Below are 14,836 nucleotides of genomic sequence, written 5' to 3' on the forward strand. Positions count from 1 at the left end.
CGCGGTTTATCCTCGGATCGCCCAGAAAGCCAGGTTCAGCCCTGGGAACTGGCCGGCGATGTGGAACGCAAAGCCGCCGGAGTTGCTCAACTGTTGCCAGTGGTCGCTGCCCCGGTCGAGTTCGTAGTAGGTGGAGCCGGCGTGGTACGGCAACTGCCGTGGCGCCACCGGCAACGGCAGCAGGCCGATGCCCGGCAGTTGCAGGTTGACCAGGTCGCGGATGTGCTCCACCGAGCCGACTTTGCTCTGTTGGCCGAAGCGGCCGCGCAGGGTTTCGGCCGGCACGTCGGCGCGCACCACCAGGATGAAGCTGGCGCTGTCGAGCAAGGTCTTGTCGGCCAGCATCGCCACATGGATGCCGTAGGCTTTCTCGACAATCGGAATCGGCGTCGCCTTGCTGTCGATCAGCATCGACAGGGCTTCGCGCAGGGCCTGCATCACCGGGGCGTAGCTGAGCGCCAGGTCATCGTGCTGGTAAGGCGGGTATTGCTGCGGTCGTCGCCCGGAGGCGGTGAACGTGGAGAACTCCCCAGCCAGGCTCACCAGTTCGCTGTAGAAACGCTCGGGGTGCAGCGGGCTCAACTGGCTCAGGTGCTGGATCAGCGGCTGGGCGCGGTTGACCAGTTGCAGCAGCATGAAGTCGGCAATCTCCGAGGCGCCACCGGCACCGGACGCCACCACCCGCCCGGCCAGGGCTTCGCCGCGTTGATGCAGCAGGCCCAGCAGTTCGCTGCGAAACGCCGCCAGCGGCTTGGAGGCAATGACATCCAGCAACGGTGGGATGTAGGCATCGTCGAGCACCAGGGCGCGGTCGGCGCGCTTTTCCTTGATGCGCACCACGCCGATGGCGGCGTAGTCGCCAATGCCATCCTGCTCGGTCAACAACCGCAGGGCCCGGGAGCCGAGGGCGACCGGCGCGCGGTTTTCGAACGGTGCATTGTCGTCGCGCACTTCGCAGACCTGGCTCACATAACGCGCGGCGCCGAGGTCTTCGCCTTCATCCACGGTGTCACGGGCGCCGGCGCGCTTGAGCGGCAAGGCCAGGTACACCAGGCCATCGCGCAGATTGTCGTCGACGTTCAGCGGTGTAGGCGCCAGGTCATCCTGGGGAATGTTGAAAGGCGTGCCGTCCGGCAACAGACCGCGGGCAGAAATGATCGCCAGCTTGCCCTGGGCCAGCAGGCCCTGGTCGATCAGCAATTCGGAAAAACCCCAGGCGCCGGCCGACAACGGGCGGCTGCGTGCGTCGATGAGGTTTTCCAGGTAACGGTCATGCTGCTGGAAGTGCTGCGTTCCAATGAACATGCCTTCCGACCAGACCACGCGATTGTTCCAGGACATGGGGGCTCCGATTGCTTATTGGGCAGGGCTGGATGGGGGGACGACGACGGCGCTGCGCACGGCGCGCACATCGAGGCTGATCTGGTATTCGGTGTATTCGCGGGCCGGGACGTTCATCACCGTGCGCCACAGCGACTGGTCCAGCTCGCGATAGCCCACCAGTATTCCGATGTGCCGTGTGGCCGGGTCGAGGTCGCGTTGCAGGCTCAGTTGCTGGCCGGGCTGGATCAGCACCTCGTCCTGGTCGATCAGGTCGGCGCCCAGGGTTGCCTGGGCCCTTTCGGCCAGGGCGAAATAATCGGAACGGCCGAAGGTCGCGGCATTTTTCAACTCGAAAATGCGCACCCGGACCGGGGCCGGCTGGCCGGTGGCGCCGGGGTTGAGGCCGGCAATGGCATGGAAATGCAGCTCGATGGCGGCGGTGTCGGCCTCAGCTTCTTCGGGCTGGGGGTTGGCCGCATCCTTGGCGCACGCCGTCAGCAGAAGCGCGGTGGCGACTGCGAGTAAAAACCTGGGAATCATCCTGCGTCCTCAATGACGTTTGAGCTATCCGTTGTGTGTCGATCAATCTTGTTATGGGACGGCGCCGCTCAGCGGCGTCGCTGTCGCGTACTGTGTTCTTCGTAGGCGCGGCTGAACTCGCGACCGAACAGGTCCTGGAAATCCTCTTGGGCTTCCCGGGAAATGTTGCTGTAGAGCTCGGTGAACTGCTGCCAGTACTGGGCCTGTCGCGAGCCGCTGAAAATACCCGAGAGCCCACCGGGCTTGGCCATGCGTTCTTCCAGTTGCGCCGGTTCGAAGCGCGCCAGCAGATGCTTGATCGCCGCTTCCACACCGGCCATCACCGCCAGTTGGTGGGCACGCAGGTCATCGAAACTGTCACGCACCGCCGCGTCCGGGGCCATGAACGCCTGATTGCCGTGGCGCAATAGCAACAGCAGCGCTTCATCGACATTGGGAGCGAATTTCAGCGGGTTGTTTTCCACCGGCTGGATCATCGTCTGCTGAATGCGGAACTCGCCCTTGAGACTGCTGCGGGCGCGCAAGACATCGATCAGGCCTTCGACCATCAACCGATAACTGCGGCCGATGCTTTCCATCTGCGCTTCGGCCTGGGCCTTGTCCAGGCGCAACTGGTCCAGCCCGGCACCGCGCAGGAACGCCTGCAGCAAGTCGGGTTGGTTGGCCTCGACCGGGGCAACCGGAGCAACTGGAGCAACTGGAGCAACTGGAGCAACTGGAGCTGCGACCGGGGGCTCGACACGGGTGACCGACGCTTCAGGCACGGAGGCCGGCGGCGGTGCGCTGATTTCAGCAAAGATGTCGGCGAGCGGAGCCTGCGCAACAGGCGTCGCGACCGGCTCAATCACAGGTGGTAGCGGCACAGGCGGCGGGGCCACGGGCTGCGGGGCCACCGCCACTGGCGCAGGCACAGGCTTGTCGCTGAACGGGTCCCAGTCATCCGGAATCACCGAGGCAGGCGGCGGCATCACGGGTTCGACCACAGGCGGCGGGGCCGGTCGGGAAATCGGTGTCGGTGGGCGGAAATCGTGTTGCTCGGCCGGAACATGGTCAGGCTGGGTGGCGGGCGGGACACTGGACGGGCTCAAGAAATCGAACAGGTCCGGCAAGGTGTCCATGGCCGAGCCACCCTGGAAATGCGCAGGCGAAGCCACTTGAATCGGCGATGGCGTATGAAGCGGCGACGGCGTATGCGCGGCGGCGCCCTGGCGCCCCATCAAGGCCTCAAAACTGCTGGGCGATTCGGCGAACGGGTTGCTGTCGGTGACCGGCAGGTTGAAATCGACGCGCGCCTGGATTTCATAATCACCGATGCGGATCACTTCGCCGTCTTGCAGTGGCTCGCTGTTGCCCTTGCGCAGGCGCACGCCGGCCTTGACCAATTCCACACCATTAGTGCTGTTATCGGTTAAATAATAACGCCCGTCTTTGTATTGGATAACGCAATGTTTGCCGGAAACCAGACGCTCGGGGTCCGGTAATACCCAGTCATTATCGATATTGCGGCCAATTGCCATCACTCCCTGATCCATGGACTTTTCAGAACACTGGCCTGGGGTGATCTTGTGATAACTAGTGATAGTCAAACACAGCGGCATCTTGCCTCCTTGCTGAATACATCGCGCGCGGGCGGGTTACGTGAGGATTCAGGCCCTGACTACCCACCCACAACCTTGCCAACCACCGCGAAACGGCTTTTTGCCAGCATGATTGCTGATCATAACCGGCTTGCGTGACAAAAACCCCACGTCAGTTGCCGCTTCGACCACTGGGTCGGGCAGGCTGTTAAGCGCATCACAACTGTTACAGAGGGGCTACACTGGTGAAATAGCTTACCTTGACAAGCGATAAGTACTACACCAAAAATGCACAACTTCTTGAATATAGATGATGGCACTTTAAGATCATTGCGAATCTAAAGGGCCATTATCGTCAAGGAACATGTGAAGTTTCATCCGAAACTTGCGTGTGAACTGCCCGACTTCTTCAAGCGGGTGATAGGGAGATCGATCCAAGTGGATGTGCCTTTGTTGCTCGCCGCCGTTTCCGCGACTTCGCCGTGCGGTGAAGATCTGGAATATGACGCGGATTTCCTGCGCCTGGAACGCGACTCCCGGGGCCAACCCGAGCGCAGCATGGGCGATTCGATCCTGCCTGCCGAACCTCCTGAGTGGCGCAGCATCCAGCAGCAGAGCCTGGACTTGCTGCAACGCAGCAAAGACCTGCGCATCACCCATTTCCTGCTGCAAAGCTCCCTGGCCCTGGAAGGCATTCCGGGGCTCGCCCGCTCGCTGACGTTGATCAGCGAATTGCTCAAGCAATACTGGGCCGAGCTGCATCCGCGCCTGGACGCCGATGACGACAACGACCCCACCGTGCGCATCAATGCCCTCGCCGGCCTGACGTCCGATGTCACCATTCGCCTGCTACGTGAAAGCCTCCTGGCCCGCTCGCGGACCTTCGGGGCCGTCAGCCTGCGCGCCGCCGCCAACGCCAGCGGCCTGCAAAGTTTCCCGGATGAAAACCTCGGCGCCGAACAGCTCGCCGGGGCCCTGCTCGACAGCGACCCCGAGCAATTGGAAATCACCCGTGCCGCCCTGCTGGAAGCCCGCAGCGCCGCCGAAGCCATCGAGCAGCAGGTCAGCGACCAGGTCGGTTCCGCCCAAGGCGTGGACCTTGGCCCGTTGAAGCAACCGCTGAAGATGGCCCTGCAGATTCTCGGCCAGTTCGCCCCACAGAGCGGCGACAGCGCCCTGTCCGAGCCTGTCAACGAAATCAGCGCGGCGCCAACTGAACATGCAAGTGTCACAAGCGCACCGCGTAATACCAGCACCGTCAGCGGCGAAATCAACAACCGCGACGACGTGCTGCGCAGCCTGGACCGGATTCTCGCTTACTACACCCGTCATGAGCCCTCCAGCCCGCTGCCGGTGCTGTTGAACCGGGCCAAGAATCTGGTGCACGCCGACTTCGCGGCCATCGTGCGCAACCTGATTCCCGACGGCATGAGCCAATTTGAAAACCTGCGCGGCCCAGACAGCGAATAAAAAGCGAGCGGATCACGCAGTCACGTCACCGGTACCCCCGATGACGCCAACACCGTCGCTCAAGCGACCAGGAGCAGCAACGTGGCGAAGCAAAGTTCTCAGAAATTCATCGCGCGCAACCGCGCGCCTCGAGTGCAGATCGAGTACGACGTCGAGCTCTACGGCGCCGAGAAAAAGGTCCAGTTGCCCTTCGTCATGGGCGTGATGGCCGACCTCGCCGGCAAGCCCGCCGAGCCTCTGGCACCGGTGGCCGACCGCAAGTTCCTCGAGATCGACGTCGACAACTTCGACTCGCGCCTCAAGGCCATGCAGCCGCGCGTGGCGTTCCATGTGCCTAACGAACTGACCGGCGAAGGCAACCTGAGCCTGGACCTGACGTTCGAAAGCATGGACGACTTCAGTCCGGCGGCCGTAGCCCGCAAGGTCGACTCGCTGAACAAATTGCTCGAAGCGCGCACCCAGTTGGCCAACCTGCTGACCTACATGGACGGCAAGACCGGCGCCGAAGAAATCATCATGAAGGCGATCAAGGACCCAGCGCTGTTGCAGGCCCTGGCGAGCGCGCCGAAGCCAGCACAGGACCAATGATCATGACTGACAATACAGCCCGCGAAGGCGTGCAAAACCTGGGCGCCACCGAAGAAACCAGCGAGTTCGCCTCGCTGCTGCTGCAAGAGTTCAAGCCCAAGACCGAGCGCGCCCGCGAAGCCGTCGAGACGGCCGTGCGCACCCTGGCCGAGCAGGCCCTGGCGCAGACCGACCTGGTGTCCAACGACGCCATCAAGTCGATCGAATCGATCATCGCCGCCATCGACGCCAAGCTCACCGCCCAGGTCAACCAGGTCATCCACCACCCCGACTTCCAGCAGCTGGAAAGCGCCTGGCGTGGCCTGCACTACCTGGTCAACAACACCGAGACCGATGAGCAGCTCAAGATCCGCGTGCTCAACATCTCCAAGACCGACCTGCACAAGACCCTGAAGAAATTCAAGGGCACCGCGTGGGACCAGAGCCCGATCTTCAAGAAGATGTACGAAGAAGAATACGGCCAGTTCGGCGGCGAGCCTTACGGCTGCCTGGTGGGCGACTACTACTTCGACCAGTCGCCACCGGACGTGGAACTGCTGGGCGAGCTTTCGAAAGTCTGCGCGGCCATGCACTCCCCGTTCATTGCGGCGGCATCGCCGACCGTGATGGGCATGGGCTCGTGGCAGGAACTGTCGAACCCGCGCGACCTGACCAAGATCTTCACCACCCCGGAATACGCCGGCTGGCGCTCGCTGCGTGAATCGGAAGACTCGCGCTACATCGGCCTGACCATGCCGCGCTTCCTGGCGCGCCTGCCGTACGGTGCCAAGACCGATCCGGTGGAAGCCTTCGCCTTCGAAGAAAACACCGACGGCGCCGACAGCTCCAAGTACACCTGGGCCAACGCCGCGTACGCGATGGCGGTGAACATCAACCGTTCGTTCAAACACTTCGGCTGGTGCTCGCGCATCCGTGGCGTTGAGTCTGGCGGCGAAGTGGAAAACCTGCCGGCCCACACGTTCCCGACCGATGACGGTGGCGTGGACATGAAGTGCCCGACCGAAATCGCCATCTCGGACCGCCGCGAAGCGGAACTGGCGAAGAATGGTTTCATGCCGCTGCTGCACAAGAAAAACACTGACTTCGCTGCCTTTATCGGCGCCCAGTCGTTGCAGAAACCGGCCGAATACGACGACCCGGACGCCACCGCCAACGCCAACCTGGCCGCGCGCCTGCCGTACCTGTTCGCCACCTGCCGGTTCGCTCACTACTTGAAGTGCATCGTGCGCGACAAGATCGGTTCCTTCAAAGAGAAGGACGAGATGCAGCGCTGGTTGCAGGACTGGATCCTCAACTACGTCGACGGTGACCCGGCGCACTCCACCGAGACCACCAAGGCCCAGCATCCATTGGCTGCCGCTGAAGTGATCGTGGAAGAAGTCGAAGGCAACCCGGGGTACTACAACTCCAAGTTCTACCTGCGCCCGCACTACCAGCTCGAAGGGCTGACCGTGTCGCTGCGCCTGGTATCGAAACTGCCGTCGGCCAAGGGCGCGTAACAACCAGTTGAACGGTACGCAGTAAGAAATGTGGGAGCGAGCCTGCTCGCGATAGCGTTGGATCAGTCGCTACATGCGTTGCCTGACACGCCGCCATCGCGAGCAGGCTCGCTCCCACAGGGGATCTTCAGCAGCTTGGAGATCACCCTGACTCCGCTCGGAGAAACAGATTTCGCAAGGTCAGCGTCAACCAAACAATGTGGTTAGAAACCACACAGGGAGAAAACATGGCTGTTGATATTTTCATCAAGATCGGCGACATCAAGGGCGAGTCCATGGACAAGGCCCACAAGGACGAGATCGATGTCCTGAACTGGAGCTGGGGCATGTCCCAGTCCGGCAACATGCACGTGGGCAGCGGCGGTGGTGCGGGCAAGGTCAACGTCCAGGACCTGTCCCTGACCAAGTACGTCGACAAGGCGTCGCCGAACCTGATGATGCACTGCGCCAGCGGCAAGCACATCGACAAGGTCAAGCTGACCGTACGCAAGGCCGGCGGTGAAAGCCAGGTCGAGTACATGATCATCAACCTGGAAGAAGTGCTGGTCACTTCCCTGAGCACCGGCGGCTCGGGTGGCGATGATCGCCTGACCGAAAACGTCACCCTGAACTTCGCCAAGGTGCTGGTGGACTACCAGCCACAGAAAGCCGACGGCACCAAGGAAGGCGGTCCGGTCAAGTTCGGCTGGAACATCCGTCAGAACGTCAAGGTTTAATCGAACGCGCCCCCGGCGCCACGCGCCGGGGGTGTTTGGTGCTTGCTCGAATCCAATTCTTTTCCACCCGGTATCTGAGTCATGGCCAAGCCTTCGTTTGTCAATTTGTGGAAAGCGTATTCCGATCTGCTGGTGGCCCATCCTGATGCAAAACCTTGCGACGGACCCTGGGCAAACCAATGTGCGATTCGCATGAGCATCACGCTCAATACCGAGCTGACCATCAAGGTCAACAAGTCCACCTACACCGAACCCAAGTGTGCCCATGAACACGCCAGGGGCGCCGAATCGCTGGCGAACTGGCTGTGGAAACATCACCTGGGACGCCCGTTGATCCTCGGCGGAACTGCCGCGGACCGACGCAAGCTGCAAGACAAGACCGGCCTGATTTTCTTCAAGGATTGTTTCCCGCAAATGGGAGAGTCCTCGGAAAGTCGCACCGGCGATCATATCGATCTCTGGAACCGTGGCCTGACCCTCGGGTATGACGATCCGGCCTATCGATCCCGAGCGATCTGGTTCTGGGAGCTCCTATGACCAAGGCTCACTGCGCGATATGGGTCGGCTGCCTGCTAACCAGCCTGACCGCCTGTGCCCAGCAGCAATCTCCGTCGGCAGCGTCCACCGCAGCGGTGGAACATGTCGTCTCGATGGGCGGGCAAACCCTGGTGCTGGAGAGTGACCAGGCGCGCTGCGCGCTGCGCAAGCCCGACCAGACCCTGATGCCACTCGACTTGGCGTGGCCCTGCCAATTCACGGTCGATCGACAAGGCAAACCCCACGTCGAAACCTTCGGCAACGTGCCCATTGTCATCGTTGTCCATGTGGCAGGTGGCCCTCAAAACAATCAGGAATGCCGCTCCGAGTACCGCGCCATACGCCAGATCAATGGGCAACTCGAACCCTCGGTAATCGCCCGCAATGCCAGCTGCATGCGCGGCACAGGTGACCAGAAGAATTACACGGGCCTATTCACTTGGTAACCGAAATCGCCACCCGTGATCGCCTGCAACCGTCCCTGCTGGACCGGCTGACCGACGACGATCCGACCAACCCGAAGGAAAGCGCCGACAAGCGCGTGCTCTCCCTGACCCAATTGAAAGCCTCGGTGCTGCGTGACCTGGCCTGGCTGCTCAACACCACCTCATTGCTCAGCGCCGATGCCACGCTGCATACCCCGGCGGGCACCTCGGTGGTGAATTTCGGCCTGCCGGCCCTGGCCGGCAACAGTGCGTCGAACGTCGACGTCTCGGCCCTGGAAACGCTGATCCACCAGGCTATCGCCACGTTCGAACCGCGGATCCTGCGCCACACCCTACGCGTGCGTGCCAGGGCAACCGCCGAGATGAACCACAACGCCCTGAGTTTCGAGATCGAAGGCGATCTCTGGGCCCAGCCCGTGCCGCTGCGCCTGATGCTGCAAACCGACCTGGACCTGGAAACCGGCCACGTGCGCGTGGTCAATGCCGACCAGCGGAGACGCTCATGAACCCGCGCCTGCTGGAGCTGTACAACCAGGAACTGCACCACGTGCGCGAAAGCGCGGCGGAGTTCGCCAAGGAATACCCCAAGATCGCCAGTCGGCTGACGTTGTCCGGCATGGACTGCGCCGACCCATATGTCGAACGCCTGCTGGAAGGCTTTGCCTACCTGACGGCGCGGGTGCAACTCAAGCTCGATGCCGAATACCCGACCTTCACCCACAACCTGCTGGAAATCGCCTACCCGCATTACCTGGCGCCAACACCGTCGATGACCGTGGTGCAGATGCAGGCCGACCCGGACGAAGGCTCGCTGAGCAGTGGTTTCCCGCTGCCGCGCGATACAGTCCTGCGTGCGGCCCTGGGTCGCGAAACCCAGACCTGCTGCGAGTACCGCACCGCCCACGCGGTAACGTTGTGGCCGTTGCAGGTCAGCCAGGCCGAATATTTTGGCAACCCGTCCGCCGTGCTCGGGCGCCTGGCCGCCAGCGAACCAAAAGCCAAGGCCGGCCTGCGCATCACCTTGCGCACCGGCGCCGAGTTGCCGTTCAACAGCCTGGCCCTGGACAACCTGCCGCTGTACTTGAGCGGCGCCGACGAGCAACCCTTCCGCCTCTACGAGCAACTGCTGGGCAACGCCTGCGCAGTGTTCGCCCGCAAGCCCGGCGGCAATTGGGTCGAACGCCTGCCGCAAGACGCGCTGCGCTCACGTGGCTTCGACGATGCCGACGCCGCGCTGCCGGTGGTGCCGCGGGCCTTCCAGGGCTATCGCCTGTTGCAGGAATACTTCGCCCTGCCCCACCGCTTCCTGTTTGTCGACTTCACCCAGTTGAGCCGCGCGGTCAAGCGTTGCGACGGCCAGGAGCTGGAGTTGATCGTGCTGTTCGACCGCCACGACCCAAGCCTGGAAGGCAGCGTCGGTGCTTCGCAGTTCCTGCCGTTCTGCACCCCGGCCATCAACCTGTTTCCCAAGCGCCTGGATCGCATTCACTTGTCGGAGCGGGTCAACGAGCACCACGTGATCGCCGACCGCACCCGGCCGATGGACTTCGAGGTGCACTCACTGAGCGGCCTCACCGGCCACGGCACTGGGCCGGAGCAGCCGTTCCTGCCGTTCTACGCCGTGCGCGATCCGTCCCGCTACGGCCGCGACCAGGCCTACTACACCGTACGGCGCGAGCCGCGCGTGCTGTCCAGCGACCAACGGCGCAACGGCCCACGCTCGACCTACATCGGCAGCGAAACCTTCGTCAGCCTCGTGGACAGCCAGCAAGCGCCCTATCGCCACGACCTGCGCCAACTGGGCGTGACCGCGCTGTGCACCAACCGCGACCTGCCGCTGTTCATGAGCGTGGGCAGCGGCAAGACCGACTTCACCCTGGCCGACAGCGCCCCGGTTGGTGCGGTGCGTTGCGTGGCCGGGCCGAGTCGCCCACGGGCCAGCCATGCCCACGATGCCAAGGCCTGGCGATTGATCAGCCAGTTGTCGCTGAACTATTTGTCGTTGAGCGAACAAGGTCAAGGCGCCGCCGCCCTGCGCGAATTGCTGCGCCTGTACGGCGACAGCAACGACGCGGCGCTGCAATTGCAGATCGAAGGCCTGCGCGAAGTCAGCAGCAAGGCCTGCACCCGGCGCTTGCCAATGCCCGGCCCGATCGTGTTCGGTCGGGGCCTGGAGATCACCCTGGAATTCGATGAAAACGCGTTTCGCGGCACCGGGGTGTTCCTGCTCGGCGCCGTGTTCGAGCGCTTCCTGGCACGCTACGTGTCGATCAACAGTTTTACCGAGACGGTGATCCGTACCACCGAACGCGGCGAGATCATGCGATGGAAAGCCAAGCCCGGACGTCGTCCGACCCTGTGAGTACCCTGGAAGCGATGCACCAGGAGCCCTGGGAATACGACTTCTTCCAGGCGTTGCGGCGCATCGAGTGCGAATCCCCCGAGCTGCCGCGCCTGGGCCATTCCCTGCGCCTGGCCGATGACCCGTTGCGCCTCGGGCAACAGGCCGATTGCACCTTCGCCCCGGCCACCCTCGCCTCGGTGCAACCGGGCGGCGACGGTGTACCGGCGCGCCTGGAGCAATTCTTCTTCGGCCTTGGCGGCCCCAACGGCCCGATGCCGCTGCACATCACCGAGTACGTGCGCGAGCGCCAGCGCAACAACGCCGACAGCACCAGCAAACGCTTCCTCGATGTGTTTCACCATCGCCTGCTCAGCCTGTTCTACCGGGCCTGGGCCGAAGCGCGGCCAACGGTCAGCCATGACCGCCCGGACGATGACTATTGGTCGGCGCGCCTGGCCGCCCTCAGCGGCCGGGGCATGCCGAGCCTGCTCAACCAAGGGCTGATCCCCGACACGGCGAAGCTGCACTACAGCGGCCACCTGGCGGCACAAACCCGTTACCCGGACGGTTTGAAGGCAATTCTCAGCGAGTACTTCGGCCTGCCGGTGGAGATCGAAGAGTACGTCGGCCAATGGCTGGAACTGCCGGAACGTAGCCGCGTCGGTGTCAGCGCTCATCAATTGGGCGTGGACTTCTGCCTGGGCCGCTACGTGTGGGATCGCCAGCACAAATTCCGCATTCGCCTGGGGCCACTCAAGCTCGTCGACTACATGGGCATGCTGCCCGGCAGCCAGCCGTTCAACGAGCTGGTGGCCTGGGTCGCCGAATACCTGGGCCACGAACTGGACTGGGACCTGAACCTGGTCCTGGAACAGCCTGAAGTCCCGGCGCTACAACTCAACGGTCATTTCCGCCTGGGTTTCAACACCTGGCTGGGACGTCCCGAAACAGATGCCAACGATTTAATACTGGCCCGGCATTACGCCGAACAGGCCAACACCTCACAGACCTCAAGGAGCCATGAGCATGGGTGAAATCAGTCGCGCCGCGTTGTTCGGCAAACTCAACAGCGTGGCTTACAAAGCCATCGAAGCCGCCACCGTGTTCTGCAAGTTGCGCGGTAACCCTTATGTGGAACTGGCCCACTGGTTTCATCAGTTGCTGCAACTGCAGGACTCGGACCTGCATCGCATCATCCGTCAGTTCAACATCGAGCCGGCGCGCCTGGCCCGTGACCTGACCGAAGCGCTGGACCGTTTGCCACGGGGCTCGACGTCGATCACCGACCTGTCCTCTCACGTGGAAGAAGCCGTGGAACGCGGCTGGGTCTACGGCAGCCTGATGTTCGGCGAAAGCCAGGTGCGCACCGGTTACCTGGTGCTGGGCATTCTCAAGACACCAAGCCTGCGCCATGCGCTGCTGGGCCTGTCGTCGGAGTTCGACAAGGTCAAGGTCGAAGCCTTGAGCGAGCGTTTTGACGAATACGTCGGCGACTCACCGGAAAACGCCCTGACCGCCAGCGACGGCTTCAATGCCGGCGCCGTGCCCGGCGAAGCCAGCGGCGCCATGGCCCCTAGCGCCATGGGCAAGCAGGAAGCCCTCAAGCGCTTCACCGTCGACCTCACCGAACAGGCCCGCAGCGGCAAGCTCGACCCGATCGTCGGGCGTGACGAAGAGATCCGCCAACTGGTGGACATCCTCATGCGCCGCCGGCAGAACAACCCGATCCTCACCGGTGAAGCCGGCGTGGGCAAGACTGCCGTGGTCGAAGGCTTTGCCCTGCGCATCGTCGCTGGCGACGTGCCGCCGGCCCTCAAGGACGTGGAACTGCGCAGCCTCGACGTTGGCCTGTTGCAGGCCGGCGCAAGCATGAAGGGCGAATTCGAACAGCGCCTGCGCCAGGTTATCGAAGACGTCCAGGCCTCGCCCAAGCCGATCATCCTGTTCATCGACGAAGCCCACACCCTGGTGGGTGCCGGGGGCGCCGCCGGTACCGGTGACGCGGCCAACCTGCTCAAGCCGGCACTAGCCCGCGGCACCTTGCGCACCGTGGCCGCCACGACCTGGGCCGAGTACAAGAAGCACATCGAAAAAGACCCGGCCCTGACCCGGCGTTTCCAAGTGGTGCAAGTGGCCGAGCCGTCGGAAGACAAGGCCCTGCTGATGATGCGTGGCGTGGCCTCGACCATGGAAAAACACCACCAGGTGCAGATCCTCGACGAAGCCCTGGAAGCCTCGGTCAAGCTGTCCCATCGCTACATTCCCGCACGGCAGTTGCCGGACAAATCCGTGAGCCTGCTGGACACCGCCTGCGCCCGCGTCGCCATCAGCCTGCACGCCGTGCCGGCCGAAGTGGACGACAGCCGTCGGCGCATCGAAGCGCTGGAAACCGAGCTGCAAATCATCGCCCGTGAACACGCGATTGGCGTGGTCATCGGCAGCCGCCAGACCCAGACTGAAAACCTGCTGAGCAGCGAGCGCGAACGCCTGGCCGAGCTGGAAAGCCGCTGGGCCGAAGAGAAAACCCTGGTCGACGAACTGCTCGCCACCCGCGCCACCCTGCGCGAGCGCGTCGGCGTGGTGGACAGCGAGGATGGCAGCGAGACCAGCCACGAACTGCGCGAGAAACTGGTGGACCTGCAGCAGCGCCTGACCGCTCTGCAAGGTGAAACCCCGCTGATCCTGCCGACCGTGGACTACCAGGCCGTGGCCTCGGTGGTCGCCGACTGGACCGGTATCCCGGTGGGCCGCATGGCTCGCAACGAGCTGGAGACCGTGCTCAACCTCGACCAGCACCTGAAGAAACGCATCATCGGCCAGGACCACGCCTTGCAGATGATCGCCAAGCGCATCCAGACCTCCCGCGCCGGCCTCGACAACCCGAGCAAGCCGATTGGTGTGTTCATGCTCGCCGGCACCTCCGGCGTGGGCAAGACCGAAACCGCCCTGGCCCTGGCCGAAGCCATGTACGGCGGCGAGCAGAACGTCATCACCATCAACATGAGCGAGTTCCAGGAAGCCCACACCGTGTCCACCCTCAAGGGCGCGCCACCGGGCTACATCGGCTACGGCGAAGGCGGCGTGCTGACCGAAGCCGTACGGCGCAAACCGTACAGCGTGGTGCTGCTGGACGAGGTCGAAAAAGCCCACCCGGACGTGCATGAAATCTTCTTCCAGGTGTTCGACAAAGGCGTGATGGAGGACGGCGAAGGCCGAGTGATCGACTTCAAGAACACCTTGATCCTGCTGACCACCAACGCCGGCACCGAGTTGATTGCCGACGTCTGCAAAGACCCGCAAAACGTGCCCGAGCCGGAGGACATCGCCAAGGCCCTGCGCCAGCCGCTGCTGGAGATTTTCCCGCCGGCCCTGCTCGGTCGCCTGGTGACGATTCCGTACTACCCGCTCAGCGACGAGATGCTCAAGGCCATCACCCGCCTGCAACTCAACCGCATCAAGAAGCGTGTGGAGAGCACCCACAAGGTGGCCTTCGACTACGACGACGCGGTGATCGACCTGATCGTCTCGCGCTGCACCGAAACCGAAAGCGGCGGGCGCATGATCGACACCATCCTGACCAACAGCCTGCTGCCGGACATGAGCCGCGAGTTCCTGACCCGCATGCTCGAAGGCAAGGCCCTGGCGGGCGTGCGGATCAGCGCCGTGGATAACGAATTGCAGTACGATTTCAGCGACGCGGCCTGACCTGACAGGAACACAGTCACTTCTGTGGCAGATATCCCTGTGGGAGCGAGCCTGCTCGCGATAGCGGAGTTACATTCAACATCAATGTTGA

General features: G+C 63.1%; 13 protein-coding genes. 10 read left to right on the top strand and 3 right to left on the bottom strand.

Annotated features, from left to right (window positions below):
- Positions 1-6 precede the first annotated feature (6 nt).
- The 3 genes from tssK to tagH all read right to left on the bottom strand — a co-directional run bounded on the left by tssK (position 7) and on the right by tagH (position 3,461).
- Positions 7-1,341 carry a type VI secretion system baseplate subunit TssK gene (gene tssK, locus DTP52_RS07415; protein WP_003206916.1) on the bottom strand — a complete coding sequence of 445 codons (1,335 nt, stop codon included), beginning with the start codon at positions 1,339-1,341 and terminating at the stop codon, positions 7-9.
- Between the two features lie 15 nt (positions 1,342-1,356).
- A complete protein-coding gene (tssJ, locus tag DTP52_RS07420) occupies positions 1,357-1,863 on the bottom strand; it encodes a type VI secretion system lipoprotein TssJ (protein ID WP_060740022.1) in 507 nt (168 codons plus the stop codon).
- A 68-nt stretch (positions 1,864-1,931) separates the two neighbouring features.
- Positions 1,932-3,461 carry a type VI secretion system-associated FHA domain protein TagH gene (gene tagH / locus DTP52_RS07425; protein WP_109752742.1) on the bottom strand — a complete coding sequence of 510 codons (1,530 nt, stop codon included), beginning with the start codon at positions 3,459-3,461 and terminating at the stop codon, positions 1,932-1,934.
- A gap of 417 nt (positions 3,462-3,878) precedes the next feature.
- Between tagH and tssA the strand changes: the two genes are divergently transcribed.
- From tssA to tssH, 10 genes are all read left to right on the top strand, one after another.
- Positions 3,879-4,910 (top strand): type VI secretion system protein TssA, encoded by a 1,032-nt coding sequence (tssA, locus tag DTP52_RS07430; RefSeq protein ID WP_109752743.1) that lies wholly within the window; start codon positions 3,879-3,881, stop codon positions 4,908-4,910.
- Positions 4,911-4,991: 81 nt separating this feature from the next.
- Complete coding sequence (gene tssB / locus DTP52_RS07435) at positions 4,992-5,498, top strand: type VI secretion system contractile sheath small subunit (RefSeq protein ID WP_003177230.1); 507 nt, start codon at positions 4,992-4,994, stop codon at positions 5,496-5,498.
- Between the two features lie 2 nt (positions 5,499-5,500).
- Positions 5,501-6,997, top strand: coding sequence for a type VI secretion system contractile sheath large subunit (gene tssC / locus DTP52_RS07440; protein ID WP_063323773.1), 1,497 nt, complete (start codon positions 5,501-5,503; stop codon positions 6,995-6,997).
- A 227-nt stretch (positions 6,998-7,224) separates the two neighbouring features.
- Complete coding sequence (locus DTP52_RS07445; protein WP_003206927.1) at positions 7,225-7,713, top strand: type VI secretion system tube protein Hcp; 489 nt, start codon at positions 7,225-7,227, stop codon at positions 7,711-7,713.
- A gap of 81 nt (positions 7,714-7,794) precedes the next feature.
- Complete coding sequence (locus DTP52_RS07450) at positions 7,795-8,250, top strand: T6SS effector amidase Tae4 family protein (protein ID WP_109752744.1); 456 nt, start codon at positions 7,795-7,797, stop codon at positions 8,248-8,250.
- Positions 8,247-8,696, top strand: coding sequence for a hypothetical protein (locus DTP52_RS07455; RefSeq protein ID WP_109752745.1), 450 nt, complete (start codon positions 8,247-8,249; stop codon positions 8,694-8,696). The genes DTP52_RS07450 and DTP52_RS07455 overlap by 4 nt, the downstream gene beginning before the upstream one ends.
- Positions 8,690-9,202: a type VI secretion system baseplate subunit TssE gene (tssE, locus tag DTP52_RS07460; RefSeq protein ID WP_003206934.1), complete on the top strand. Its 513-nt coding sequence runs from the start codon at positions 8,690-8,692 to the stop codon at positions 9,200-9,202. Before DTP52_RS07455 ends, tssE begins: the two co-directional genes overlap by 7 nt.
- Complete coding sequence (gene tssF / locus DTP52_RS07465; RefSeq protein ID WP_109752746.1) at positions 9,199-11,058, top strand: type VI secretion system baseplate subunit TssF; 1,860 nt, start codon at positions 9,199-9,201, stop codon at positions 11,056-11,058. Before tssE ends, tssF begins: the two co-directional genes overlap by 4 nt.
- Positions 11,022-12,074 (top strand): type VI secretion system baseplate subunit TssG, encoded by a 1,053-nt coding sequence (gene tssG, locus DTP52_RS07470; RefSeq protein WP_109752747.1) that lies wholly within the window; start codon positions 11,022-11,024, stop codon positions 12,072-12,074. Before tssF ends, tssG begins: the two co-directional genes overlap by 37 nt.
- Positions 12,067-14,745 (top strand): type VI secretion system ATPase TssH, encoded by a 2,679-nt coding sequence (gene tssH / locus DTP52_RS07475; protein WP_109752748.1) that lies wholly within the window; start codon positions 12,067-12,069, stop codon positions 14,743-14,745. The genes tssG and tssH overlap by 8 nt, the downstream gene beginning before the upstream one ends.
- The last annotated feature ends 91 nt before the right edge of the window (positions 14,746-14,836 follow it).

It is taken from the genome of Pseudomonas sp. 43mfcvi1.1 (genome assembly GCF_900115935.1).
GTDB classification, from domain to species: domain Bacteria; phylum Pseudomonadota; class Gammaproteobacteria; order Pseudomonadales; family Pseudomonadaceae; genus Aquipseudomonas; species Aquipseudomonas bijieensis.